General features: G+C 34.2%; 25 protein-coding genes. 10 read left to right on the top strand and 15 right to left on the bottom strand.

Annotation, left to right across the window (positions count from 1 at the left end; genetic code table 11):
* Window positions 1-18 precede the first annotated feature (18 nt).
* Window positions 19-1035 carry a FecCD family ABC transporter permease gene (locus tag MNO09_RS12705; RefSeq protein WP_088107058.1) on the bottom strand — a complete coding sequence of 339 codons (1017 nt, stop codon included), beginning with the start codon at window positions 1033-1035 and terminating at the stop codon, window positions 19-21.
* The gene (locus MNO09_RS12700; protein ID WP_000902673.1) at window positions 1036-2070 is read right to left on the bottom strand and encodes a FecCD family ABC transporter permease; all 1035 of its coding nucleotides are present in this window, start codon (window positions 2068-2070) and stop codon (window positions 1036-1038) included.
* A 275-nt stretch (window positions 2071-2345) separates the two neighbouring features.
* Here MNO09_RS12700 and MNO09_RS12695 point away from each other — a divergent pair, with 275 nt between their 5' ends.
* Complete coding sequence (locus MNO09_RS12695; RefSeq protein WP_000499390.1) at window positions 2346-3110, top strand: DUF817 domain-containing protein; 765 nt, start codon at window positions 2346-2348, stop codon at window positions 3108-3110.
* A gap of 123 nt (window positions 3111-3233) precedes the next feature.
* Here the strand turns inward: MNO09_RS12695 and MNO09_RS12690 are convergent, their stop codons facing one another.
* Window positions 3234-4271: a DUF4003 domain-containing protein gene (locus MNO09_RS12690; RefSeq protein ID WP_097860342.1), complete on the bottom strand. Its 1038-nt coding sequence runs from the start codon at window positions 4269-4271 to the stop codon at window positions 3234-3236.
* A 279-nt stretch (window positions 4272-4550) separates the two neighbouring features.
* Window positions 4551-5027, bottom strand: coding sequence for a DinB family protein (locus MNO09_RS12685; RefSeq protein ID WP_116480661.1), 477 nt, complete (start codon window positions 5025-5027; stop codon window positions 4551-4553).
* 183 nt (window positions 5028-5210) lie between these two features.
* On the opposite strand from MNO09_RS12685, the gene MNO09_RS12680 reads away from it, so the two are divergent.
* Window positions 5211-5699, top strand: a complete 489-nt coding sequence (locus tag MNO09_RS12680; protein WP_000965762.1) for a DinB family protein — start codon at window positions 5211-5213, stop codon at window positions 5697-5699.
* Between the two features lie 214 nt (window positions 5700-5913).
* Here MNO09_RS12680 and MNO09_RS12675 read toward each other — a convergent pair whose 3' ends face one another.
* Window positions 5914-6675: a CPBP family intramembrane glutamic endopeptidase gene (locus tag MNO09_RS12675; protein ID WP_088107057.1), complete on the bottom strand. Its 762-nt coding sequence runs from the start codon at window positions 6673-6675 to the stop codon at window positions 5914-5916.
* 573 nt (window positions 6676-7248) lie between these two features.
* Here MNO09_RS12675 and MNO09_RS12670 point away from each other — a divergent pair.
* The gene (locus MNO09_RS12670; protein ID WP_001235435.1) at window positions 7249-7785 is read left to right on the top strand and encodes a GNAT family N-acetyltransferase; all 537 of its coding nucleotides are present in this window, start codon (window positions 7249-7251) and stop codon (window positions 7783-7785) included.
* A 108-nt stretch (window positions 7786-7893) separates the two neighbouring features.
* On the opposite strand, the gene MNO09_RS12665 is transcribed toward MNO09_RS12670, so the two are convergent.
* The 3 genes from MNO09_RS12665 to MNO09_RS12655 all read right to left on the bottom strand — a co-directional run bounded on the left by MNO09_RS12665 (window position 7894) and on the right by MNO09_RS12655 (window position 10043).
* Window positions 7894-8370 (bottom strand): DUF2690 domain-containing protein, encoded by a 477-nt coding sequence (locus MNO09_RS12665; RefSeq protein ID WP_000771045.1) that lies wholly within the window; start codon window positions 8368-8370, stop codon window positions 7894-7896.
* Between the two features lie 16 nt (window positions 8371-8386).
* A complete protein-coding gene (locus tag MNO09_RS12660; RefSeq protein WP_000473753.1) occupies window positions 8387-8899 on the bottom strand; it encodes a DUF2690 domain-containing protein in 513 nt (170 codons plus the stop codon).
* Between the two features lie 250 nt (window positions 8900-9149).
* The gene (locus tag MNO09_RS12655; RefSeq protein WP_088107056.1) at window positions 9150-10043 is read right to left on the bottom strand and encodes a LysR family transcriptional regulator; all 894 of its coding nucleotides are present in this window, start codon (window positions 10041-10043) and stop codon (window positions 9150-9152) included.
* Between the two features lie 122 nt (window positions 10044-10165).
* On the opposite strand from MNO09_RS12655, the gene MNO09_RS12650 reads away from it, so the two are divergent.
* On the top strand, window positions 10166-11131 hold the full coding sequence (locus MNO09_RS12650; RefSeq protein WP_088107055.1) for a quinone oxidoreductase family protein: 966 nt from the start codon (window positions 10166-10168) through the stop codon (window positions 11129-11131).
* A gap of 50 nt (window positions 11132-11181) precedes the next feature.
* Here the strand turns inward: MNO09_RS12650 and MNO09_RS12645 are convergent, their stop codons facing one another.
* From MNO09_RS12645 to MNO09_RS12630, 4 genes are all read right to left on the bottom strand, one after another.
* The gene (locus MNO09_RS12645) at window positions 11182-11892 is read right to left on the bottom strand and encodes a histidine phosphatase family protein (RefSeq protein ID WP_000797118.1); all 711 of its coding nucleotides are present in this window, start codon (window positions 11890-11892) and stop codon (window positions 11182-11184) included.
* Window positions 11893-12052: 160 nt separating this feature from the next.
* Window positions 12053-12577 (bottom strand): GNAT family N-acetyltransferase, encoded by a 525-nt coding sequence (locus MNO09_RS12640; RefSeq protein WP_000256481.1) that lies wholly within the window; start codon window positions 12575-12577, stop codon window positions 12053-12055.
* 6 nt (window positions 12578-12583) lie between these two features.
* Window positions 12584-14485 (bottom strand): endonuclease MutS2, encoded by a 1902-nt coding sequence (locus tag MNO09_RS12635; RefSeq protein ID WP_001095211.1) that lies wholly within the window; start codon window positions 14483-14485, stop codon window positions 12584-12586.
* Window positions 14486-14938: 453 nt separating this feature from the next.
* On the bottom strand, window positions 14939-15658 hold the full coding sequence (locus MNO09_RS12630; protein ID WP_000831443.1) for a hypothetical protein: 720 nt from the start codon (window positions 15656-15658) through the stop codon (window positions 14939-14941).
* Between the two features lie 379 nt (window positions 15659-16037).
* Between MNO09_RS12630 and MNO09_RS12625 the strand changes: the two genes are divergently transcribed.
* Window positions 16038-16751 (top strand): exosporium leader peptide-containing protein, encoded by a 714-nt coding sequence (locus tag MNO09_RS12625; protein WP_000003737.1) that lies wholly within the window; start codon window positions 16038-16040, stop codon window positions 16749-16751.
* Window positions 16752-16844: 93 nt separating this feature from the next.
* Here the strand turns inward: MNO09_RS12625 and amyS are convergent, their stop codons facing one another.
* Window positions 16845-18386: an alpha-amylase gene (gene amyS / locus MNO09_RS12620; protein WP_000913990.1), complete on the bottom strand. Its 1542-nt coding sequence runs from the start codon at window positions 18384-18386 to the stop codon at window positions 16845-16847.
* 216 nt (window positions 18387-18602) lie between these two features.
* Here amyS and MNO09_RS12615 point away from each other — a divergent pair, with 216 nt between their 5' ends.
* Together MNO09_RS12615 and pepF are read left to right on the top strand one after the other, a co-directional pair.
* On the top strand, window positions 18603-19394 hold the full coding sequence (locus tag MNO09_RS12615) for an arylamine N-acetyltransferase family protein (RefSeq protein WP_000129224.1): 792 nt from the start codon (window positions 18603-18605) through the stop codon (window positions 19392-19394).
* A gap of 117 nt (window positions 19395-19511) precedes the next feature.
* Window positions 19512-21299, top strand: coding sequence for an oligoendopeptidase F (gene pepF, locus MNO09_RS12610; RefSeq protein ID WP_088107054.1), 1788 nt, complete (start codon window positions 19512-19514; stop codon window positions 21297-21299).
* 35 nt (window positions 21300-21334) lie between these two features.
* Here the strand turns inward: pepF and MNO09_RS12605 are convergent, their stop codons facing one another.
* The gene (locus MNO09_RS12605; protein WP_088107053.1) at window positions 21335-22468 is read right to left on the bottom strand and encodes a serine hydrolase domain-containing protein; all 1134 of its coding nucleotides are present in this window, start codon (window positions 22466-22468) and stop codon (window positions 21335-21337) included.
* Window positions 22469-22730: 262 nt separating this feature from the next.
* On the opposite strand from MNO09_RS12605, the gene MNO09_RS12600 reads away from it, so the two are divergent.
* Window positions 22731-22961 carry a hypothetical protein gene (locus MNO09_RS12600; protein WP_000798808.1) on the top strand — a complete coding sequence of 77 codons (231 nt, stop codon included), beginning with the start codon at window positions 22731-22733 and terminating at the stop codon, window positions 22959-22961.
* Between the two features lie 110 nt (window positions 22962-23071).
* On the opposite strand, the gene MNO09_RS12595 is transcribed toward MNO09_RS12600, so the two are convergent.
* Complete coding sequence (locus MNO09_RS12595) at window positions 23072-24304, bottom strand: MFS transporter (protein WP_033657638.1); 1233 nt, start codon at window positions 24302-24304, stop codon at window positions 23072-23074.
* An 85-nt stretch (window positions 24305-24389) separates the two neighbouring features.
* Between MNO09_RS12595 and MNO09_RS12590 the strand changes: the two genes are divergently transcribed.
* Window positions 24390-25232: a LysR family transcriptional regulator gene (locus tag MNO09_RS12590; RefSeq protein ID WP_000351720.1), complete on the top strand. Its 843-nt coding sequence runs from the start codon at window positions 24390-24392 to the stop codon at window positions 25230-25232.
* A 2-nt stretch (window positions 25233-25234) separates the two neighbouring features.
* On the top strand, window positions 25235-25744 hold the full coding sequence (locus tag MNO09_RS12585; protein ID WP_001208354.1) for a DUF3916 domain-containing protein: 510 nt from the start codon (window positions 25235-25237) through the stop codon (window positions 25742-25744).
* Window positions 25745-25786 lie beyond the last annotated feature (42 nt).

The raw sequence follows: 25786 nt of genomic DNA, 5'->3' as shown, positions 1-25786 counted from the left end.
TTCTCCTCTTTGAAGTATTTATTTTGTTTTTGTAAGTAAATAAAGAAAATACGGTGCTCCTAAAGCGGCCACTACTACACCAGCTGGAATAGAGTTTGGCTCAAATATAGAACGACCTATCGTATCTGCTAGCACTAAAATAATCATTCCGATAATACCAGCTAAAAGAAGAAAGTGTTGATATGTAGTACCTACTAACTTTCTGGCGATATGCGGAGCAACTAAACCGATAAAACCAATCCCTCCAGCCATCGATACACTCGCACAAGACAATCCAACCGCTGTAGCTAAAAGTAGTAACCGTTCTTTTTGAACAGAAACTCCAAGTCCTGCTGCCACACTATCACCTAGTGACAATGCATTTAACGTTTTAGATTTTAGCCATGCATATGGAGTTAGTATGAAAATCCAAGGTAATAATGCAAGGACATGAATCCAATCCCTTCCCCACACATTACCAACTAACCATCTAGAAGCGAATGTATACGTTTCATCATTTAACTTAAGAGAGAAAAATAACGAAATCGCACTAAATCCAGCTGAAACTGCAATACCAACAAGAATAAGTCGAATAGGAAGTAAACCTTTTGACCGATCACTCGCAAGTATAATAATTAAAAATGCAGCTAGCACTCCCCCGCCAAATGTAAATAACGGTATTAAAATCGATGCATTCTCATTAATAGAATGAAAGAAAGTAACAAATATAATTAGCCCGAAAGATGCACCTGAATGTAATCCGAGGATACCAGGATCGGCCAGCGCATTGCGAGATAACCCTTGCAAAATCGCACCAGAAATCCCAAGACCAATACCTGCTAACATTGTGATTATAATTCTTGGCATACGATAATCGTATAGCACTGTTGCGCTCTCAAAATCACCATAACCGAAAAGCGTTTGAATTACTTTGAGCGGCGCTATGCTCAATGTCCCTGTATTTAAACTAATTAAAATTACAGCGATACTAATACAACCGAAAATTGTAGTTACAGTAATAGCTCTCTTTTTATCCGTGTTTAAAATCTTCTTCACTTACAACTCCCTCCCAACTTTACGTGCTATATAGAGGAAGAACGGAACTCCAACAAGAGCTACCATAATTCCTATCGCAAGTTCTTTAGGAGGATTTACTGTTCTTGCTCCTAAGTCAGCTAAAACTAATAACATAGCTCCTAATAATGCTGACATAGGAATAATGAGTCGATAATTAACACCAACTAAATTTCTAGCAATATGCGGAATAACAAGTCCTACAAATCCAATAGAACCAACAGTTGAAACAGATACACCTGCAAGAATGACTACTATAATCATCCCTAGTATTCTCGTTCGGTTCGTTTTTACTCCTAAATTTGTAGCAACATCATCCCCGATTGATATGAGTGAAATCGATCGTCCTAACACCGTCGCAAAAACAATCGTTATAAGAATAATAGGAACTAAAAATTTCAAGTGTTCCCACTTAACACCTGCAACACCACCAGCGTACCAAAACGCTAAATCTTGACTTAAATCATAATAAATCGCGACACCTGAACTTAACGAATGCAATAGCGCAGCCATAACTGCTCCAGCAATCGTTAACCTCATCGGTGTTAATCCGCCTGATGTTGCCGATCCGATAATAAAAATGAGTACTGTACTTAAGACAGCTCCAATAAAGGAAATAATCATCAAATAGGAATATGGAATATGCGGAAAAAAGGCAAAACTAAGTGCTACTACAAACATCGCACCTGCATTTATGCCAAGCACACCTGCATCCGCTAAAGGATTTCTTGTTACCCCTTGCATTACAGCCCCAGCCACTGCAAATGCGGCTCCTACAACTGCCGCGCCAATTACCCTCGGGAGTCTTAATTCATAAATAATTTGGTGCTGCGTTAATTTCGGATTATAATCAAAAACCGCTGTCCATACGGTTTGCAAATGGATATCCTTTGCACCGAATGCAATAGCTAAAAATATAGAGCCTATTAAAGATAAAATTGTTAAGCTCATGAAACATATGAACTTAATATGTAGCCAGCGATTATTGCCAGCATATACAGCAGGCTTATGTAACATGTTTCATTTCATCCTTTATATTCCGTTGTTTTTTATAATTATTTTTTATTTATAATTATTATTGATAATAATTATCATTTTCATTTAGATATTATATCCTCACTTTTTTTAAATAGCAAACTATTTTTTCACTTTGTTAAATATTAAAATACTTATTACAATTCCTTTCTAAAACTTACAAATACATGCAAAATAGACTACTGGCTTATTTTTAAAATTGTAGTATACTTAGTCATTATTTCGAGTTTTCTAACAAAAATATCGAAGGTGACACAATGTTCTATATAAAACAACTACTACACTTCACTTACGAGCAAGCATTATCTTGCTTATTCCCAGTCGTTATTTTCTTAACACTAGCCCTTTCAAAAATAGTTTCTATCCCAGGGTTATACCGCTACGATTTCATACTCATCGTATGCCTTCTTATGCAGTGGCTTATGTACAAGACTGGACTTGAGACGAAAGACGAATTAAAAGTAATTACTGTTTTTCACCTTATCGGGCTTTTACTAGAAATATATAAAGTCCATTTCGGTTCATGGAGTTATCCGGAAGAGGCGTATTCAAAAGTTTTTGGAGTTCCACTTTACAGCGGTTTTATGTACGCAAGTGTTGCAAGTTACATATGCCAAGCGTGGAGAAGATTGCATTTACAAATGCATCATTGGCCGAAAGCTATTTTTGCCGTGCCGTTAGGAGCAATGATTTACTTTAATTTTTTTACACATCATTTTCTATATGACTTTAGATGGGTATTAACTGTACTTTTATTCATCGTTTTCTTTCGGACATTTGTAGAATTTTCATTACGAGGCGTTACATATAAAATGCCACTCGTTCTCTCCTTTTTCCTTATTGGGTTCTTTATTTGGATCGCAGAGAACATCGCAACATTTTTCGGAGCATGGCAATATCCAAATCAACGGGAAGCGTGGAATCTCGTTCACTTAAGCAAAATTAGCTCCTGGTTCTTACTCGTTGTTATTAGCATTATGATTGTTACACAACTCAAACATTTGAAGGCGTCGAAAAGATAATGCTGATTATGTAAAAACAGTTAGCCCATCACTCATTAGAAAGTGATGGGCCCCTTTAATAATATTTTTTAAACTGTTCGTTATAGATTCCTCACAATTTACAAAAGCATACACAATCGCACATTATGAACTAGTACTAGCAGAAGAAGTTGCTGCAGATGAAGCGGCAATTGTTGCCATCATAGCTGCCTGTTGTGCCTGTATGAGGACTTCTATCATAGTTTGTAAACCTGTGTTAGTAGCTTTACTTTCCTCACCCTTCTGACTTACGAACAGCTGAATAGCAATAAGAATATTCGTATCTGTATGCCAACGGAGTAATTTCTCCCCCTGCAATTTTTCAATCAACGCTTTAATAGAATGAATCTCTTTTTCTCCATCCTCAAGTAACGCTAGTAGCCCGATAGCTGGATAATGCATCTGTTTCACTTTTACCTTTTCTTGTTTTAACAAATTCCATATGTTTGTACATGTTGCAACTAACATTTCTTCACTGACATCCTTCTTTAATGAAAGTATATGACTTAAAAATTGAAGATCGTTCCCTTTACGCAAGCCAGCTATCGCTAGTTTCTGATAAAGACGTTCCACTCGGTCCATAAGTACTTCTACATTCTCTGATTGTCCTGCTAGTAAAACCGCGAGCGGATAATCATTTGTACCTGTAAGAAAAAGATGATCCTCTTTCATCCGTTTAAATACTTGCATCGAACGCTGAATGTGTGTGCCCAGCTGTTCATTTTCTTCTGTTAAAAGCACAGCTGCTGCGAGATAAGTAAATATACTTCGGCTAAAACCACCAACGACCAATTGTTCATATAAATCTAAAAACTTCCGAAAAGCTTCCTTGTAATCTGTAAAGTGAATATCTAAAGTTGCGGCCACTACAAAGCGATGATAAGACTTTAAGTATGAAAACATCCCTACCTGATTCTTAATATAACTACTAATTTCTAAAAAACGTCCGAGATCAAACAATTTATCACTACTTGTATACATAGCAGCAATCATCATTCCTGTTCGAGAATCACTCGTTTTCCATTTTAGTTCTCCCTTTAACTGTGAATATGTATGTATATATTGCTCCAGCTTTTGTTCTAATGTAATCATAGTATTCACTCCTATTTCTAGTTCTTCTCTATTATTATACTTATATTTCATACAGATTTTGCAACCTTATTTTTGTATTATCTTCAATATTTTTCTATTATGTAAAACAAAAAATAATAACTATTCCTACTTCATCAGTATCACGATGATAATCGTTCATAATCCTTCAAGAAGTTCAACAACAAAAAAAGATAGATAATAAATTATCTATCTTTTTTTGTCTTTATATTATTTAACATTACACCTGTATTGTGAAAAATAAGATTGTAACTACTTACACCTCAATTTTCACAAAACATCTGTGATTTCGTTTTTCATATGCAATTAAAACTAAAGAGCCTTAATAATACGTTCCATCGCCTTCATTTGCCCAATATGATCAGCTTCATGATAAAGCATCATACCGTATAGCTCTCCTACTGTTTCCAATCCTAGAAATGGCTCTGGTAGTTTATTTTCAAATGCTTCTGCTGGAATTTCGTTAATACGTTTAGCTTGTTCTTTTAATTGAGCCGTTAACACTTCTAATGATGGTCCTTCTGTTTTCCATTTAGACGGTTTTGATCCATACCCAAACATACCTGGATATTCAGTTGGTAATTTTTTGAATTCTTTTCCAAACATGAAAACTTCTGCTGCTGTTAACACATGACCAATATGCCAGCGAATTGTATTATTAAAACCCTCCGGCTGTGTATCTGCAGTTTTATCATCTAACGTTTCCATAAATTTAAGTAATGCCCCACGCGTTATTTCAAATTGTTTTAAACCAATTATTCTATTCATTTGATCGTTCCCCTTCTTCATGTACCATTTATTATGAACTAAGAATGTTCAACTTATTAAAGTTTCACCTTGTTTAATCTATCAGAAACAATGAAGAAATACATCTAATATGCTCAGTAAAAATAATAAAAAGGTTCGCCCCTCGTACATATAGAATTACTCACTACACAAATAGTTTAGTAAATAAAAGAGGAGTGTTCTTGCATGTTATATATTTTAAAACAACAATATAATCTTATTAGTTCTACAAGAGAAACTCTATTTTCGTTTTTGGAAGAAATCCCACTAGAAAAATTACATAGCACTGTTCCAAATTTCGGGAGCGGTAGCCTCATAAAGACACATATTCATGTAGCCGATTGCTATCGATACTGGCTTGGATCGTTCGCATTCAAGCAAAAACGGGCAGATTTTTCATTTGCTAGCGATTACGAAATTGAACATGCAGATATCGCAAAAGTCCGTGCTAGATTTAAGTTAGTAGATGAGACTGTACAACACTTTTTAGATGAATACAATGACCGTTGGCTCGAAAATATAGCAAATGAAGTGAAATGGCAAAAAGAACCTTGGAGTACAACACCGATATGGCTTTTAACTCATACAGAGACACATGAGTTTCATCATAAAGGACAAATTGTATCTATGGCTCGTCACCTTGGGTACACTCCTCCTGATACAGACCTTAGTTAATTCGACTATTCTAACAAATGAACTACTAGAACTGTCGTTAACATTGTTTATGTATACGGAAAGTCTCTTCATTCTTTTTAATGTTGTTTATAGTTTTACAAATTTTTTGCGGCACAAACTTGTATTATATTTTAATTATGTTTGTGTCGTGTTCTTATTAATTAGTTTCATTTCCATAAAAAACATATTAATATGTTTCCATTTATTATTTCAATTACCTAATCAATAAAAAGTTCTTTCTTTTCATTACGACTTTATACAAAATAAATACGAAAATTCCGAAAATAAAAGTTGGAAGTGCTGGTAACACTTTATCATTTGGCACGTATACACTCCAAAAAGAATTAAGAAGCGCATGGAAAATTAGACACATAAAAATACTTTTAGTTGCGTTAAAAATTGTAGTTAATAAGAACGATATGGCAATTGTCGTAATTATAAAGGCTATAAAATCCCTTTGAGTTTGATTCGTGCCCGGAATAAACCATAACGGCCAGTGCCAAATAGCCCATATAAAGCTCACAATAATCGTACTTAATAATTCCGAAAACCTTTTCTGAAGGGCAGGCTGTAAGAATCCTCTCCATCCAATTTCTTCAAGACCACCACCAACGATCATTATTGGAAAACTAAGCAATGCCACGTATAATGGTTTTTGCATCGTTGCTCCACCAAATATTATTGGCAGATAACAACTAATAAAAGCCAAAACAACGATTAGAATATACCATAAAAAATGATACTTGGGATTAACAATATTTTTTATAAACACTCTGAACTCTTCTTTTGATCCATATTTTTTCTTTAAGCTAATTGCAACGATTGCCGGCATGATTCCCCCAAAAATAAATACTATCATCGCTAGCGGTGTGCCAAATGTCGTAATGTTAAATTTTATTAAGTTAATTAGTAACCCCCATAGTATCCATGTAAATATTAAAGTGCACATTACATATCGTTTAATCTCTTTCCCCATTTACTTGCCTCCTTTGTTTTAATTACAGCATAAATTTGGATGAAAGAAAACACCTTATGTTAAATTATCCCAAAACCCTAAAGAAACATCCATACTCAATCCAACTTTTATGAACGGACAAACTTCCCCCTACCTACTTTGCTTCATTCGCGACTCGAATGTGGTGTCTTACTATCTGTTAATGGGGAATAAACAAAAAGAAAAGGCTTGTTTTGAAAAATGATCAAAACACGCTCTTTTAAAGTGCCGATAAAATTATTTAGTTCTTGTTGAACTACGATGCAGATTAGTGGTACATACTTATTTTGGACTTAAACTATCTAGAAAAAACTCGTGTTCATTTAAAAGCGGAATGAAAAACAATAATAATGATATTAGTAAAAAGTTTAATGATGTATTTTGTAGTGTATAAAACATTTATTATTTGTTTTAGGTATACCATACCATTATAAAATTCATGTAACATAAAAGTAAGGCCCATACTTTTCAAACAATACAAAAAATAAAACTCTTCTTCCATGTAGATCAAAAATATTTATATACTCTATCACCAACCTTAAGGAGAAATTTATAATGAGATTAGAGAGTGAAAGAATTTATTTAAGACCTCTTTGTCAGCTAGATACGCCTATTATATTAGAAAGTACAATGGATGATGAAATAAGATATATGACTGGAACCAAGTCTACTTTTTCATTGGAGCAAATTAAAGCACATATAGATCATATAAATAATGATTCAAGTCGCTATGATTTCGCTATTTGTTTAAAAAGCACTGACGAAATGATTGGAGAGTTGTCGGTTTTAGATATCGATGAGGAGAACAAAAGAGCAGGATTCAGAATATCAATGCTTTCCATAGCATTAACAGGACAAGGCTATGGAACTGAAGCTATTACAATTGTTTTAAAATTTGTTTTTGAACAACTATCATTAAATCGGTTACAGTTAGAAGTTTTTAGCCATAATTTACGCGGAATTAAAGCTTATGAAAAGGTTGGTTTTGTAAAAGAAGGCACCTTACGTCAATCTTTATTTTATAACGATACGTACTCGGATGAAATTATTATGGCGATACTTAAAAGTGATTATAAAGATATGTCATTGTAAAGAACTGTTCTTAAACTATTAACAACTTGAAAGAACCTTACCACACTAAAATGCAGTAAGGCTCTTTCATTTTTATATCAAATAACAACTCTTAACTCATGTATTATATTAATACCAAATTGTCTCCGCATAATTATATGCATCACTATTCGGAATAGCATGTTTCCCTTGCGCCTGTGCCTTTCTTGGATCTAAATCATATACCATTGGCGTATAGCATGATGTTTGCCCTTTATTCACAACACCATTTCCTCCAGCACTCCCGCAAGTATATGCCTTTCCATCTGTTTTTCTTACGATTCTTGCATCAGCTTCGTTATTATATACTGCTGCACGAGTTACTGTAACTTTCGCCCATGCTGTCTTACACGTCGTGCTAAACTTTAATTCTACATAAGAATTTGAATCAATCCATTTCTTTTCTTTCGTTACAGCGGATTGATCACAGCTATTATAGTAAGGACTTTTCCCATCATACGAATGATCTTCTGCATATGCTTTATCGCTATTCGTCGTACTAAACACACTAGTTAAAACGAGCAATGATAGACAAAAACATGCGCTTAGCTTTTTTAAAAGTTTCAAAGTATTCCACTCCTTTTTAATAGCGTCCTGTTTTTCCATAACCGTTATTAAACGTAACCGCTTCAGCATCTGCTGTGTATCCGAAATCAGCAGTTAAATCAAATACCATTCCTGTATAAGTGCTCGTTTGACCTGTTTTTATTGTGCCGTTTCCCTGATTAGAAGTGACTGATTTTTGGAATACACCATTTTTGTATTTATTCACAACAGCGTACGCATACACTCCTCCAGAAACAGCTGGTGCTGGTTGATCTAAAACAAGCTTAGACCATGCTGCATGACATTTATTACTGTAACGTAAATACACTGTCCCTACTTTTTTACTACCTTCGTACACCGCTGTAGACTTTGCATTAAATCCATCTGCATCGCACGTTGTACTGCCTCCGTATACTTTCGTTGTAGCCGGATTTTTTCCGTCATAGTAACTACTTAAATCAGTAGCTGCAAATGTACTTCCTTGAAAACTAAATAATACACCTACACTCGCTACACTTAACACACATACTTTCATTAACTTTTTAAACATTGTAAATCTCCCCCCCAAAAATAAGTACGTATCATAAAAACAAGCTATACCGCTATGTAAGCCCTCCTTTCATGCTTCCTAGAGGCATCTTACAGAAACGGATAAACGTTGTAAATTTCCTTATGATTATTGGAATATACGAAGAATTTTACTTATCCTTGTGAGAAAAAAAGTTGAGAAATACACATTTTATATCATTCTTTATACAAAAGTGCCATTTTTTCTTTTATATAAATAAATATTTCTCCACTTAATCTGTTGTAAAAAACTCCCTCGTCACATCAATAAATTGCTGTAACGGTGCTGTCATCCACTTATCTTTATGCCAAGCAATTTGCGTAAAAATTGGATTGATAGTATTTTCTAGATGTAACTCTTTTATCGTCCCCTCTCGTATATCTTTTTCTACTACTATTGCTGGTAACACGGCTATACCTAAATCTGCAATAACACATTGTTTAATTGCCTCTACACTAACAAACTCAATTTTATTTGCTGGATACACATCTTCTGTACGAAATAGCTCTTCAAATAAAGTTCGGTACGAGCACCCTAGCTCTGTTAGCAACAGCGTCTCACTTTCTAAATCTTTTGTAGAAACAGAAGTTTGCTCGAGTAAATGATGCCCTGGAGCAGCTACTACTTTTAATTCTTCTTTCATAAGCGGCTCCACATGTAAAACATCTTCTGTTTTACATTCGTCCAAAATAAAGGCAAGATCGACTTTTCCCTCCATCAATTGTTCCTTCGCATCTTTATTGGAATGTGCTGGTTTAAATATAAGCTTTATTTGAGGAAATTGTGCTTTAAACCTCTTTAATATAGAAGGAAGTCTATATGTACATTGGCTTTCTTGCGCACCGATTATTAACGTACCTGCTATTTCTTCATCATCTTTCACAGCCATTTTCGCTTCGTTACTGAGTGCAATCATCTTGTCGGCATATAATTGAAACTTTCTGCCCGCTTCAGTTAAGAAAAGGCGTTTTCCTAATCTTTCAAATAACGGCGTACCTAGCTCAGCTTCTAACGTTTTAATTTGTGCTGTTACGCTCGATTGAGCAAAGTTTAATTTCTTCGCAGTTTGCGTAAAATTCAAAGTGTCCGCGGCTATTTTAAGTGTAATTAATTGTTTTATCTCCATTTATCGTCCCTCTTTTCAATCGATATTTCCGATTGATTTCATCGAAATAATCTTCTTTGTCTATCGATATTTGTATTGTATGATAAAGAGCATCGACAAACAATAAAATGGAGGTATTCCATATGAAAGCACTTTGTTTCGAACAGTTCGGAAATCCGGATGTACTACAATATAAAGAACTAAATAATCCAATCATAAATCCAAATGAAATTCTTGTCCGCACGAAAGCAATCGGTTTAAATTTCGCCGACATTTATAGACGCCGCGGTGATTATCATCTCGCTGGCAACCCGCCGTATATATTAGGTTATGAAGGGGCTGGCGTTGTTGAAAAAGTAGGAGCTGACGTTACGAATATTAATCCTGGAGATCGTATTGCATTTGCTGACGTTCCATTTGCAAATGCTGAGCTAGTTGCTGTTCCGTCTGAGAAAGCAATTAAGCTTCCAGATTCTATCTCTTTTGAAACAGCCGCTTCTGTCTTATTACAAGGATTAACAGCACATTATTTAACGAAAGATAGCTATGAAATAAAACAAGGTGATATAGCTTTAGTACACGCAGCAGCTGGCGGTGTTGGGCAACTTCTTATTCAAATCATTAAACTACTAGGCGGAAAAGTAATCGGCCTCACGTCATCAAAAGAAAAAGCAAAGATGGCTACATTAGCTGGTGCTGAGCACGTTTTTTTATATACGGAAGCATGGCATACAAAAGTAGTTGAAATAACAAATGGTGATGGAGTAAATGTTGTATATGAATCAGTAGGTTCTACATTAGAGGAAAGTTTTAGCGCTACTAAAACTGGTGGTACTGTCGTATTTTACGGAATGGCCGGTGGTAATCCCACGCCCGTTGATCCGCGTATGCTTATGGATACTTCAAAAACTTTAACTGGCGGAGATCTTTGGAATGTGCTTACTACTTTTGAAGAACGTAAGCAGCGCTCTACTCAATTATTTGATTGGATCACTGCAGGAGAATTAAATATCGCGAGTCCAACTACATTCGCTTTACAAGATGGTGCTCTTGCACATGAATTATTAGAGAGCAGAAAAAGTACTGGGAAGATTTTATTAATCCCGTAATTCACAAAATAAAAAGGAAGCTAGATTTCTCTACCTTCCTTTTCTTATTTTTATATTTCCACACTTTCTTTCCCTTTTGCAACGTAACTCATATCTCCAACAGACTCGACTGTGTATGTTCCGTCTTTATATACAACCTTGGTCACACTAGCATTTTCTACTCCAAGTTTTGTTTTGCTACTGTCTAACATTTCTATTAAGGTAGTAATTAAAAGCCCATGAACGACAACTAAAACGTTACCGCCACCACTTTTAGCAGATTCTTCACTAATTTTATCAATTTCTGCTTTTATACGAGTAGAAAATAATTCCCAATCTTCCGCCTGTTTCGTAGGGTCTGCTGCTCTAATAAGATTAATCACTTCTTGAATAGAAAACTTCATAAGTTCTTCTGGTGATGCAACGCCTGCAGCTTTTCCAACCACATCCCACATATTTTCAAGTTTTTCACCTTCAAAAATACCAAAATTTAATTCTCGTAATTTTTTTCTTTTCTCAAGTTTTAACTTTGATTGCTCACTATATTTTAATACTAAATTAGCAGTTTCAATCGCTCGGCCGCTATCACTACTATACGCATTCGTAAAATGAACATCTTTTAATCCTGTTCCTAAATTAGAGGCAACTTCAACACCTTTTTCTACTAACGGGGAGTCTGCCCAACCTTGCGCGCGATGATTCGTATTTAATATTGTTTTTCCGTGTCTTGTAACATATAACGTAACTACATTCTCATTGCTATCTGTTTCTCGATTCTTCATTCTATTCTCTCCCTTTACATTTCTATATCAATTTTACCACCTTAATTATTCATTGAGCAAAATATACGTAAGTGAATTTGCTAAATAAAAAAAGCTATCTTTCTGTATATCTCTACAAAAAGATAGCATCTTTTATAATTACATTTCTTAACTGATACTCCTACTCAGCAAAAGCACTCGAATATTGTACAATTCCTTCTACACCTTGCAGAGTGTTCTCACTTAACTCAATCACCATAAACACTTCATCTGGCACTTCAAATGGTGCTTTTATATTCCACTTACTCGCTTTCTTAAAACCAAATTTCGGATAGTACTCTGGATGTCCTAATACTACAACTGACCCGTATCCAAGTTCTTTCGCTTTTTCTAACGCAGCTCCAATAAGTTTTCCACCAATTCCTTTTTTCTGATGGCCCCTAGCAACTGATACAGGTGCAAGCGCTAATGATTCTACAGAAGTTCCATCCTGTTCTATCGTAATTTTGGATAACAGAATGTGACCAACGATTTCCTCATCTACTGCAACGATTGATAACTCTGGAATAAATGCGTCACATTCTCTAATACGTTTTACAAGTTCATGCTCTTTTTTATCACTAAATTCTTCATGTAAAAATGCTTGTTGTACAACTTCTTCTGTTTTTCTATAATCGTTTTTTTGTTCTTGTCTAATCGTTACCATTCTATATTATCCTCTATTCTTTCTTATTTCTTTTTGAATTTTACGAAGCGCTTTTTTCGATCCGCGCTCTATATCATGCTGTATTTTTCTTTCTTTATAATCGACAAATAGTGTATTTAAATCATATCCCTCTGGGTATAATTCCTTCGCCGCTACCTCTAACGTAATACGTTTTACATTCACTTCAACAAATTCACCGTTATAATATACAACGACGTTATAGAAATTATCTATTTCCTTATAGATGATACCAAAATCATCATAATCTAATAAATTTACACGATCGCCGATTTTGTACTCGTAATGATTTCCTCTTTTTTCTTGCACAAATTTCGGTTTTCTAATTTTGCTTTCATTCAGTTTTTCAAAACAATATTCTTTATTTTCCATGTACTCTTTCGCTCTTTTCAGTACATGTTCTCTTACGTTCATTTTATTCGCAATCCAAAGTGCATTACTTTCACCTGATTTTCCAATTACTAATTTATAAAGTGGCTCTAGTGTTTCACTATTGAATTGCATTGCTGCATTCATAAAATCATCGTGCATTTCTGACAAGCGCTTAATTTCACCGTAATGCGTACTCGCAACTGTAATACATCCTGCAAGATAAAACTCCTCTAAAATAGAAATTGCAAGTGCTGCCCCTTCATTCGGTTCAGTCCCGCTTCCTATCTCATCAAATAATAGTAGCGTATTATTATTTGACATCCTCATAATTTCAGATAGATTTTTCATATGAGATGAAAATGTACTTAGTGCGTTTTCGATACTTTGATTATCACCAATATCTACAAATACATTTTCAAAAATAGCAATTTCTGTTTCTTTATCTCCAGCGATGTGCAGACCTGACATTGTCGCTAAAGTTAACAATCCGATTGTTTTTAATACAATTGTTTTCCCGCCCGCATTTGGTCCTGTAATAATTAAACTACGGTAGTTTTGACCAATTTCAAAGTGTAACGGTACTACTTTTCCACTTAAAAGCGGATGCTTACAATTTACTAAATGAATGTAGCCATGATCATTTAACTTCGGCTCTATTCCATCGATTGATTTACTAAATTTCGCTTTCGCAAACACCATATCATATTGGCTAATCAATTCCATATTAATTTTTATATGATAAATACTTTCTACTACCATTCCTGATAAAGTCGCTAAAATTTGATACTCTTCCATCGCTTCTTCTGCTTTCAAACTAGCGAGTTCCGCATTTAACTTTGTAACCGTGTGTGGTTCTATAAATACAGTAGAGCCTTTAGCGGACGCTTCAACTATACTTCCCGCAACTTGATTTTTATAAGAAGATTTAATTGGAATCGTATACCTATCATCCTTCTTACTAATAAAGAACTCTTGAATATACTTCTTATTTGCACTACTATTTAAAAACTTCGTTAAGCGCTCTTTTATTTTTCCGTCTACCGAATCAATGTTATTGCGAATTCGTTTTAATTCCTTACTCGCAGCTGCATCAATACTATTACCTTTAATGGAAAAGTTGATTTCCTCTTCAATACTTTTATATTCAGTCATTGAATTCGCATAAGAAGCTAATACTGGCGCAAAAAATTCTTTATCTAACATAAACTTTTTAATCTTTCTACAGCCACGTAAAAAGTCTGAAACACTTACTAACTCTTCAGGATCTAAAATCATCCCTTTTTCTAATTTTTGAATTGTACTAGCAATATTCGAAATGCCGAAGAAAGGAACATGCCCTTCTGCATCTACTATAGCTCGTGCTTCTGTCGTTTCATTTAAGCGATTTCTCACTACTTTTATACTCGTACTCGGCTCTAATTTATTTAATAATTCCTTACCTAATCCACTTACACAATATGATTTCACTATTTCTTTTAATTCGTTATATTGTAACTTTTCAAAAGTCATCGTATTCATTTTGTTTCTCCTCACTATGATTGATTTATATCATAAATGAAGATACCTACTCATTAGATTCCAATGAGTTCTACATTATTCAATTACCATTTTTATACACTAAAAACGTATACAAAAAAGCTGCGGGGATACCGCAGCTTTTACATTTACAAGGCAAGTGTAATAATATATGAGGAAATAAGCCATAAAAAACAGATGGCAATCCCCTTATTACACGCTTTATAAAGTATTGTAGGTATCTTCATAGGTTTCGAAATAAATCCATGACAAAATTAGGGGTATGATGTACATAAAAATCCCCTGGTCTTATCCGATTTATTTCATTAAATTTTTCCTATTTAGTACCTACCGCACTCACAAAAAGCACCTCTCATTAATTTATATTATAGTCATTGAAATCTAATTTATTGAAATCATCATACTATATGTTTTGTGAGAAGTAAAGGTGTCAAACTATTCCCTTGCAGATTGTAAAGCTTTCATATAATCAACCTTTTTCTCAAGGGTCTTTTTCGCATCTTCAACCGTTACTATATAATCTACTGCAATATGTTGTAATATTTCCTTATTAGCATTTGGCAACTGAATTGTAATATCATCCACACTACTCTTACTATTTTCAATCGTTTTATTAAATTCCTGAATACTTCTCGCAAGCTCCGCTAACGTTTCCATATGTGCACGGTTGTTTACGTCCAAAAAGATATTACTTTTGAAAACTGCCGTAACATAATGCTTCGGATGTTTCTTCGCTATTTTTTTCTCTTCATTCTTACCGAAAACGGTATCCCCTGTTTGCATTTGCTCGAAAGTAAGTATAATATCATTTCCTTTTTCTTCATAATATGTATTGAATCTTTCTCGTAAATCATTCGCTTCTTTTTTTATTTTATAGTTATCATTATTTACCTTTGGAGAGGTTCGTCCATCGAAATACATTTGAAATTGTAAATATGGTTCATCTACTTGCTGTACATAAGCTATTCGTATATCTGGTCCTAAAAAATCCTTACCTTGTTCGGGTATTTCAATTCGATCTAGTTTTACAGTAATACCATGCTCCGATTTTGTATAACTTTGTGCTTTTCGTTCAATTTCTTCATCCGATATATCACATGATGTTAATAGTAATAAACTAAGCATTATGCTATATTTCATTATTGTTCTTTTCATATTGCCTCTCCTTTTGCTACTACTGCCTATACAGAAATGTCCTTATGGATTTTAAATTACGATTTATATAAAGAACTTCTTCTCATAACCACAAGTGTAAAAACACCCTTTTATTATCACTTTACACTTATAGTGTAATTTTACACTAAATTTATTTTATCGTAAAACAAATATAAAAACTATTAAAATCACGTTAAAAACATACTAATATTTAGTTCTATAGCAATCACAATACTGTTTTTTATTGTATCGAACTTTAAAGTAATAACTTTAATTTCGCTGCAAAAAAAATTAAATTAGCGCCTCCGCTATTGCGAATGTCATTTACTTTCCCTAATACATTTAATAATTATGACAAGCAATCATAGGAGGTTACTATATGAGCGAACAATACATCATTTTACATGGGCCTGCTCTTGAACCAAATTTAATTGGCCCCACACTACCACCAATTCCACCATTTACATTCCCGACCGGACCTACTGGAATTACAGGACCTACCGGTGCGACAGGTTTTACTGGAATTGGAATAACTGGTCCTACTGGAGTTACAGGACCTACCGGAATTGGAACAACTAGTCCTACTGGGGTTACAGGACCCACTGGAATTGGAATAACTGGTCCCACTGGAATTACAGGACCTACCGGAATTGGAATAACTGGTCCTACTGGTGCAACTGGTTTAGGGATTCTTCCCGTATTTGGAACAATAACTTCTGAAATAGGTATCGGTTTTTCAGCAGTAGTTAATACAAATGTTAATTTTACCGTTCCAGGACCTGTTAGTGGAACTACTCTAAACCCAGTAGACAACTCCATTACAATTAATACCACTGGTGTATACGCTGTATCCTTTTCAATCGTATTTGCGATACAAGCTATCTCATCTAATATATTAAATCTTACAATAAACGATTCTATTCAATTCGCAATTGAAACACGAGTTGGTGGTGGTTCTGGGGTAAGAGCTACATCCGCCAGAACTGATTTATTACCTTTAAACCAAGGGGATGTTCTTCGAGTACGAATAAGAGAAGCCACGGGTGACATTATTTATTCCAACGCATCTCTCGTTGTTTTAAAAGTCGACTAGTTCATTTATGAAAATAAAAATTTAGGAATGATAACAATATAAAAAAAAGAGGAAGACTTATATTTCAGTCTTCCTCTTCTTTTTATCACCAATTCACTGCTGAACATATATGGAAACTGATCCTCCACTTACATGGAACTGCCCCCATCCGTCCTTATTAATTGTTACAGTATTTTTTTGATTACCCGTCATATCGTACCATACTTCCCCTGCGTTATCCTTTCCAACTTCCATCCACTTTGATCCTCCTGGCCCATCTGAGATTAATGTCGCTAGACCAGCATCCGCATGTACACCATCACCTTCTCTTGTCCAGCCAATTACATCTGGATGGTCTAAATAATCACGCTGCGTACCATATGCAAAGTTTTTTCGTGCCGTCAAAATCGGATCAATTTTATCTTTCAACGCTGGAATTTCATAACTACTATTTCCGTTTGTCCCATAGTAATCACCATAGAAAACTGAAGGATAGCCCTCTGCACGAGTTAAAATAAATGCATATGCCAACGGTTTAAACCACGGACTTACTACAGATTCCAATGACTGCCCAGGCTGAGAATCATGATTCTCAACGAGAGTGACTGCAAGTGCAGGGTGATTTTGCATTACTGTTCCATTTAAAATATTTCTCATATCATAATTCCCATTTCCTTTTGAAGCATAATGAAAATTGTAATGCAGTGGTGCATCAAATACAGATTGATTATAATTGACTTTCGCTAAATAATTATTTAAAGTCTGGATATCATTTTGCCAATATTCAGCCACTGTAAACATTTCTTTCCCCGTTTGTTGTCTGACATGATTTACCCAATCGCGTAAATATTCATGATCAATATGTTTAACAGCATCTAAACGAAATCCATCTAAATTTAATTCATTCGCATACCACGTCCCCCAATTTTTCATCTCATTCGCAACATCTGGATGATCAAAATCAAGATCTGCATACATCAAATAATCATAATTTCCATTCTCGCTAGACACTTCCCAGTCCCATGCTTTACCTATACCTCTAAATTTATAAATTCGATTTAATTTCCTCCCTTCATCCCAATCCGTTCCGTCAAAATGATACCATTTCCATTTAAAATTAGAATAAGTATCTCCGCGCCCAGGAAAGTTAAATCCTGTCCATGCATTAATTTCATAATCACCTGATACCTCAATATTTCGATTGTTACGGTCTACCTCAACAGCTGTTACAGTTTCAGTATAATCTGCTCCACCTTTATGATTCATAACTACATCGCCGTATACATCGATGTTTTGCTTATGTAAAGCTTCAATTGCAGATTTCAATTGTGCTTTCGTCCCATATTTTGTTCGTACCGTTTCTTTTTGATTGAATTCCCCTAAGTCATATAAATCATATGCTCCATATCCTACGTCATTTTGCGTAGTTCCTTTATATGCAGGCGGTATCCAGACAGATGTAATTCCTTTCTGAGCTAAATTTCCAGCATCCGAATGCAAGCGGTTCCAAAGATTCCCATCATTCGGAGCATACCACTCAAAATACTGCATTAACGTTCCATTGTTAACCGTATCTGCATACGCTTTACTCCTCTCATATATACTAGGTAAAAACAAAACAACCGACAAGCCGACTACTGTTATTTTTTTTAACATATTTACAACATCCCCTTTCAAGAAAACGTTTGCATAGTTTATCGAAATTATTATAATATTCGTTCTACAATTAGTAAAGTAGCAATCTCTCACTCTCCCACATTATTTTTTAGCCTAACTTCACATATTCAACAAATACTTCAAAGTAATTTTCATTTCACATCTTATTCAAGATTGTTTACAATTTATCTATAAAAGCATGATGGAGGGATTTCTATGACCGACTTTCAAAAACAATTTTTTTCAAGATTACATATAGAAGAAAAACACAATGTTTCATTTGAAGATTTACCTAACATTATGTACGCGATGGCACAAACTGTCCCTTTTGAAAACTTAAATATACTCGAAAACAACTTTACAGAAATATCAAAAGAAAATCTAAAAGAAAAAATTTTAGTAAACAACCGTGGCGGTCTTTGTTATGAACTTAATCCTACTATGTACTACTTCCTTAAAGACGCTGGATTTGATGTTCATCTCGTTTCAGGAACAGTGTACAATGCAGCAAATTCTACATGGGCTGTTGATTCTGGACATATCGCAACCGTTTTAACACATCATAATGAACTTTATTTAATTGAAGTAGGATTCGGATCATACTTACCACTTGCACCTGTCCCTTTCTCAGGTGAAGTCATTCACTCCGTTACAGGAGATTATCGTATTCGTAAAGAAATGACCGAAAAGGGAAACTACATGTTAGAGATGCGTAAAAATAATGAGTTTTTGGATCAATCTTCTGCTGATGATTGGACGTTAGGCTATGCATTTTATTTAGAAGAAGTCACTGAAGAAAAAGCAAATGCAGCACAAAAAATTATCGTTGAACATGAAGGCTCACCATTTAACAAAGTACCTCTTATTGTAAAACTAACTGAAGATGGGCATGCATCTTTAACAAAGGATAGTCTGACAATAGCGAAAAACGGTAAAAAAACGAAAGAAAACGTTACAAATGGGCAATATAAAAATCTTTTACATTCAAAATTCGGAATTACATTATAATTTTTCAAGCCTTGCCATTTTAGCAAGGCTTTTCAATTTTCAGCAGGGATTTTTTGCAATTTGTTGTATTTCATAGTTATATAGGAATATAACTACATATTTAGAAAGGAAATGATTATGACTGAACTTAAAGATCGACTACAAGTAGATGAGAAAGAGAAATGGGATTTAACGGATATCTACCATACAATTGAAGATTGGGAAAACGATTTTCATAAAATTGAAGTGTTAACGAAAGAATTACACGAATTTAATGGCAATATTCACGACGGTAATAGCTTATTAGCTTATTTAACAAAGAGCGAAGAAATATCTAGCATAATATCTTTAATGTTTGCTTATGCACGATTACAATCTGATCTTGATACGCGCGATACTGACGCCCAATCGCTTGTCGATAAAGTGTCACAATTACACGTGAAAGTAAGTGCAGCTAAATCTTTCTTTTCTCCATTCTTACTTAGCGTAGATGAAGACACATTACATTCTTACATAGAAGAAGCAGAAGGTTTACAATACTATAAAGAAGACTTATTTGAATTGTACCGTTATAAAAAACACGTATTAAATAAGGACCAAGAAGAGATTTTATCACAAATGGGCGAAGCACTTTCCTCCCCACAACATACATACGGCATGTTAAATAATGCAGATATACTATTTGGTGAAGTGACGACTGATGAAGGAGAAAAAGTTACTCTAACGCGTGGAATGTATGCAAAGTTAATAGAAGATGAAAATCGCGAGAAACGTAAAGAAGCCTATAAAGCTTATTACAAACCATACGTTCAATTAAAGAATTCTATCGCTTCTACTTTATCTGCTGCAATTAAAAATAATGTTACTGTTTCAAAGCTAAGAAAATATCCATCAGCTTTAGAAAAGTCATTATTTGGCGACATGGTTCCGAAAGAAGTATATGAAAATTTAATTGAGACGACGAAAAAAAATATTCAATCACTACATACTTATAATGAACTTCGAAAAGAAAAATTAAATGTAGATGAACTACGTCAATACGACTTGGGCGTTGATTTAGTAGCGGGTGTAAAACAAGACATTCCATATAACAAAGCTTTTGACATGATGATCGAATCACTAGCTCCATTAGGTGAAGAATATATTGAAACATTAAAAAGCTTTAAAGATAAACGCTTTATCGACGTAAGAGAAACACCAGGAAAACGTTCCGGCGCTTATAACTTTGGTGTATACGGTGTTCATCCTTTCATTCTTTTAAATCATCACGATGATTTAAATAGCCTTTTCACTCTTACTCATGAATGTGGACACGGCATGCATACACATTACTCACACGGATACCAACCAAGAATTTCTGCACACTATACTATTTTTGTCGCAGAAGTCGCTTCTACAGTAAATGAAGTGCTATTAATTCATCATTTATTAAAAGAAGCCAAAGATGCTGATGTACGTAATCATTTAGTAAACCATTTCATCGATAAATTTAAAGGCACTTTCTTTACACAAATCATGTTTGCTGAGTTTGAAAAAATCACACATTCAATGGCTGAGCAAGGTAAACCATTAAATGCCCAAGTCTTTAGCGAAGTTTATGAAAACTTGTTTAGAGAGTATAATGGCGACTCTCTCGTATTTGACGAAGAAGTAAAATACGGCTGGGCTAGAATACCGCATTTCTATCGTCCATTTTACGTGTACAAATATGCAACTGGATTCGCTTCTGCAATCCAAATTGCTGATAAGTTATTGAGCGGCGATCCAAATGCTCAAAAACATTATATTGAATTCCTTAAAGGTGGAAGTTCGGACTATCCATTAAATTTACTGAAAAAAGCTGGTGTTGATTTAACTACACCAGAACCAATTGAAAGTGCACTAAATCGTTTCAGCTCACTTGTTGAAGAATTTTCAGCATTATAAAAAAGAAGAGCCTCTCGCTAGAGGCTCTTTCTCTTTCATGCTCCCTTTCCTTCTATTAAATCATTCGCCATTTTCCTAAACTCCTGATTAAACGTATCATTCATACCATTTTGTACGTTAGAGAATAATATTACAAACGTTCGTTTATCCCGATTAAAATTATTAAATGTATTCCAACCAGCTAATACACCATGATTATGATAATAATCTGGATTAGTATAGAAACTAAATCCATATTTTCTTACAGATGATGCAGTAAACATATCTGATACACTTTGTTTAGATAGCAGTTTTCCATCCATAATAGCCTCATCTAATCTTTTCATATCTTCAACAGTCGTATACATTTCACCGCACCCATACAACCAGTTCATTTTTAAGCGGGGTGCAGCTATTAACTCATTATCTTTTCTCGTATAACCTTCTGCTAAAAAAATATCTTCAGGGAGAGTTGCACCCATTCCAGATTCATGCATTTCAACAGGAGTAAAAATATTTTCTTTCACATATTCAGCGAGCGGTTTATTCGATATCTTTTCTACAATATACGCAAGCACCATATAATTATAATCTGTATATTTCCACCCAGTCCCTGCAGGAAATTGCAATTTTTGTGCACCAATCCACGTTACTAACTTTAATCGTGACGCCGCATCAACCCTACCTTGTCCCTGATCTGGCAACCCAGACGTATGTGTTAACAAATTTCGTAACGTAATGTTTTTATCTGCCGGAAATGATGGAATATACTTATTTACATTGTCTTCAATATTTAATTTCCCTTTTTCTTTTAGCTGCATAATAGATATTGCAACGACTGTTTTCGTAATAGAACCAATGCGATATTTCGTTCTTGGTGTTGTTACTACTTTATCTTTCACATTCGCATACCCATAACCTTTTCGTAAAATCACATGGTCTTTACTAGCTACAAGAACACTTCCATTAAATCCTTTATCTTTTAAATATTGATCTAGTTTTCCAGCTGCAACTTCATAGCGCTTTTTCTCATTTGCATCGACTTCCTGCATATCGCCCTTTTTCTTACTATTTAAATTAGAAAATGCCTTTATATCATATTTCTTATCTTTATTTGCATGTATTAGTGCAACGACACTCCCACAAAAAATAGCAAAAATAAAGAAAACAATTAACCATTTCTTTAACATAATTGGAACCCTCTTTTATCTAGTTTCACTTAACATGCATCCATTCTATTCTATATCTTTTAATTTTCAAATATTTTATAATATTATCTATCTGTTATTCACCCAAGTCAACTAGATTCCTTTTTCTCATATTCAGTTTTTGGCTACTCTTTATTGTATTTCTTTCTTGCAAAATTTCCACCTTACAATCGTATACACCCTACTATAATTTCAACACCTTATGTAACATTTGTTACATATCATAAAGAACGGAGTTGTAAACATGAAAAATACTGATAGACGCAATCGTTTAGATGATATGATGTTTCATTACAGGGTAACAAAAAACAACATAGTTTTAATTGAATATTACGGAAAACGAATTATGATATTAAAAGGAAATGATGCTGACAAATTTTTAAACAAAATAAATCATGCACATAACGATACAGAAAAACAACTCATTATGGCTAAAGTTACAGGCAATTTCAAAAGAGGCAATGAACGTTATTGAAAACGAATCTCATTTATATTTTGATTATACAACATATAAAAAAAGAAATGTCGCTCATTCGGCATTTCTTTAGACTTTCTTCATAAAAAATTTACATTGCCAACTTTCTTTTATTTTTTGTTTTTACGATATAAACTCACTGCCGAGATACTTAATAATATCACTATACACAACCACGCATACGTATATCCTTTCTCATCGACAATATAACCAAATAAAACAGGTGTAACAATAATCGCAATTTGATTGAATGTAAGTGCCAAACTAACTGTTATTCCCACAGATTCTTCACTTGCCAATTCAGCAACTTCGACGATAAAAAGACTAAACCATCCAATTGAAAAAAAGCCTAACAATGCACTTACACCAAACAATACTCCACTCGTTACTGTATGTATGCCCATTACTAACAATAGAATCAAACCGATAGAAGCACAAACAGCTATAAATAAAGGCCTATACCGATTCCCCTTATAAAACAAATCACTACTAGCTGCTAATACAACACGGCCAATCATTCCAGAAAAGAACATCACTGAAAATACTGTTCCAGCTACAATAGATGTAATAGATTGTTCTCTTACTAAAAATTTCATGAAGTGTCCAACTAACACCATTTGTAATGAAATCATGCAAATACCCGTTATATATATTGGATACAACTCTTTTTTACGTATCACTACTTTTAGCTGCATCCAAAAAGAAATTTTAATATGTTCTTTCCTATCATCCTCTTGAACATATGGCTCTTTATATAACATAAAAAATAATAATCCTCCAATTATACAAATGCATGCCATACTATTTATTGCGTAAGTCACATTATATTGTATTGTAAAAAACGGGATTAGCACTCCCGCTAACGCACCACCAATCGGTATACCAGCTTGCCTTATTCCCATCGCTAATCCGCGATTTTCTTTTGGGAACCATTTTAAAATCACTTTACTTCCTCCTGGCTGGGAAACACTATAAAACATTCCTACTAATAAAAGTACAAATAACAGACCATTAAATCCATTTACTATATTAGTTAGTAAAAACGAACCTCCTAGCAAAAATGAACTGATAGAAATCAACAACTTTTCATTATATTGATCGATTAACCGCCCAACAAAAAGCATACAAAATAACGGTCCCACATTTACAACACTTACTAACAATCCACTCTCCATATTTGTAAGCCCATATTCTTCTTTCCAAAATAAAGAGAAAGCTCCGACACCATATGTTATAAGTGTCGCTGTCGTTTGAGCAATCGTCGCAAACATTAACATAACCCACTTATGATTACTTTTCATCCTTTCTTCAATTAACACAATAATCCCTCCATCCCCTTTCATTGTATGAAAGTTCTGATATCATATAAAATAAAGGTTCATCATATAATCCATCAAAAAAATTGATACCTTTTCGGAGGGAAAATACGTGGACATAAAAGATTTAACTGTATTTTACGAAGTTGCTAAGGAGAGTAATATTTCTCACGCTGCGAAAAATTTGAACTATGTACAATCAGGCGTAACAATGCGTATGAAACATCTAGAAAATGAATTAGGTGTGCCTTTATTTTACCGTAACGGGAAAGGGGTAACTTTAACTTCTAACGGTGAGATTTTATTAACATACGCCAAACAAATTATCCACTTAATGGATCAATCTATAAAAGCAGTTCAAAGTAATGGAACTGATCCTAAAGGTACTTTGAAAATCGGATGTACAGAATCTACAACCGCGGTAAGACTGCCATCTATATTAACGGCCTATTATGAGAAATACAGAGAAGTCGAATTGATTTTAGAAACAAATACGACCGAACAACTAATTAGGCTTGTGTTAGAACGAAAACTAGACGGAGCGTTTATAGCAGGATCTACTCAGCATACTGAACTTCATACAAATGTATTTCGTGAAGAAGAATTAGTTCTCATTAGTAAAAAAACTTTATCCTCTCTTAAAAATATAGAAGATATGAATTTACTCGCTTTTAGTCACGGTTGCTATTATAGAAGTTTATTAGAAGATTGGCTTCAAGAAGAAGGCATCTCGCCTAAACGAGTATTAGAGTTTGGAACAATTGAAGCGATACTCGCCTGTGTAAAATCAAATATGGGCGTAGCAATTATGATGAAATCTATATTAAATGGTCATGCACATAACTTATCATTTAATCCTTTACCTAATAGATTCAAAAATGTTCCTACTACTTTTGTTACTAGAAAAGACATATATCACTCAGCTGCATTACAAAAATTTATGGAGATGATTTAACAGTGCGTGAAAAGAAAATGCGTGGGATGAAGCGTAAAACAAACACTATGATACAGCGAATTGAAGAACATACAAAAACGTTCCCTTCTGCTTTCTATGACGATGAATATTGGTATATGCCATTACCAGTTTCCCAAGCTTTTATCAATTCGTGTAAAACGCCTAGAAAAGTAAAACGATTATGTATACAAACTCTATTAAATCAAGCAAATCATTTAATAAAAATAAAACCGAGCGATACACATACATATAGAGTTGTTGTTTTGATTTCTATAGAAAGGTTGTGGGATTCGCAAATCATTATATTTAAAAATGAGGGGTACTTTCATAATTTCTTTAATAGAAATAGTGAATTTCAAAAATGGATTCCTCTTGCAAATGAATCTGATTTTTGGAAGACATGGGGAATTTCAATTTGTCCTACTGCCCAAATGTTGCACTTTCAAGAAGTCATTTATGATGAAGATGCAATCGATAAAAAAGAGATTTGGTTTATTGGAGAGTTATCTTAAAAGGGGTACTTTCAAATGAAAAGCTTCCCTTTTTCCACTTAA

It is taken from the genome of Bacillus sp. N5-665 (assembly GCF_022637375.2).
In the GTDB taxonomy this organism is placed as follows: Bacteria; Bacillota; Bacilli; order Bacillales; family Bacillaceae_G; genus Bacillus_A; species Bacillus_A wiedmannii.
This window is presented reverse-complemented; position numbering and strand designations above follow the sequence as displayed.

Bases quoted from the DNA above. Each gene is read 5' to 3' on its own strand.
- MNO09_RS12635 (WP_001095211.1), bottom strand. From the start codon at position 14,485: ATGAATACGATGACTTTTGAAAAGTTACAATATAACGAATTAAAAGAA.
- MNO09_RS12695 (WP_000499390.1), top strand. From the start codon at position 2,346: ATGTTCTATATAAAACAACTACTACACTTCACTTACGAGCAAGCATTA.
- MNO09_RS12625 (WP_000003737.1), top strand. From the start codon at position 16,038: ATGAGCGAACAATACATCATTTTACATGGGCCTGCTCTTGAACCAAAT.
- MNO09_RS12675 (WP_088107057.1), bottom strand. From the start codon at position 6,675: ATGGGGAAAGAGATTAAACGATATGTAATGTGCACTTTAATATTTACA.
- MNO09_RS12645 (WP_000797118.1), bottom strand. From the start codon at position 11,892: ATGAAGAATCGAGAAACAGATAGCAATGAGAATGTAGTTACGTTATAT.
- amyS (WP_000913990.1), bottom strand. From the start codon at position 18,386: ATGTTAAAAAAAATAACAGTAGTCGGCTTGTCGGTTGTTTTGTTTTTA.
- MNO09_RS12680 (WP_000965762.1), top strand. From the start codon at position 5,211: ATGTTATATATTTTAAAACAACAATATAATCTTATTAGTTCTACAAGA.
- MNO09_RS12685 (WP_116480661.1), bottom strand. From the start codon at position 5,027: ATGAAGAAGGGGAACGATCAAATGAATAGAATAATTGGTTTAAAACAA.
- MNO09_RS12650 (WP_088107055.1), top strand. From the start codon at position 10,166: ATGAAAGCACTTTGTTTCGAACAGTTCGGAAATCCGGATGTACTACAA.
- MNO09_RS12690 (WP_097860342.1), bottom strand. From the start codon at position 4,271: ATGAAATATAAGTATAATAATAGAGAAGAACTAGAAATAGGAGTGAAT.
- MNO09_RS12615 (WP_000129224.1), top strand. From the start codon at position 18,603: ATGACCGACTTTCAAAAACAATTTTTTTCAAGATTACATATAGAAGAA.
- MNO09_RS12640 (WP_000256481.1), bottom strand. From the start codon at position 12,577: ATGGTAACGATTAGACAAGAACAAAAAAACGATTATAGAAAAACAGAA.
- MNO09_RS12600 (WP_000798808.1), top strand. From the start codon at position 22,731: ATGAAAAATACTGATAGACGCAATCGTTTAGATGATATGATGTTTCAT.
- pepF (WP_088107054.1), top strand. From the start codon at position 19,512: ATGACTGAACTTAAAGATCGACTACAAGTAGATGAGAAAGAGAAATGG.
- MNO09_RS12630 (WP_000831443.1), bottom strand. From the start codon at position 15,658: ATGAAAAGAACAATAATGAAATATAGCATAATGCTTAGTTTATTACTA.
- MNO09_RS12595 (WP_033657638.1), bottom strand. From the start codon at position 24,304: ATGAAAGGGGATGGAGGGATTATTGTGTTAATTGAAGAAAGGATGAAA.
- MNO09_RS12605 (WP_088107053.1), bottom strand. From the start codon at position 22,468: ATGTTAAAGAAATGGTTAATTGTTTTCTTTATTTTTGCTATTTTTTGT.
- MNO09_RS12660 (WP_000473753.1), bottom strand. From the start codon at position 8,899: ATGTTTAAAAAGTTAATGAAAGTATGTGTGTTAAGTGTAGCGAGTGTA.
- MNO09_RS12670 (WP_001235435.1), top strand. From the start codon at position 7,249: ATGAGATTAGAGAGTGAAAGAATTTATTTAAGACCTCTTTGTCAGCTA.
- MNO09_RS12700 (WP_000902673.1), bottom strand. From the start codon at position 2,070: ATGTTACATAAGCCTGCTGTATATGCTGGCAATAATCGCTGGCTACAT.
- MNO09_RS12655 (WP_088107056.1), bottom strand. From the start codon at position 10,043: ATGGAGATAAAACAATTAATTACACTTAAAATAGCCGCGGACACTTTG.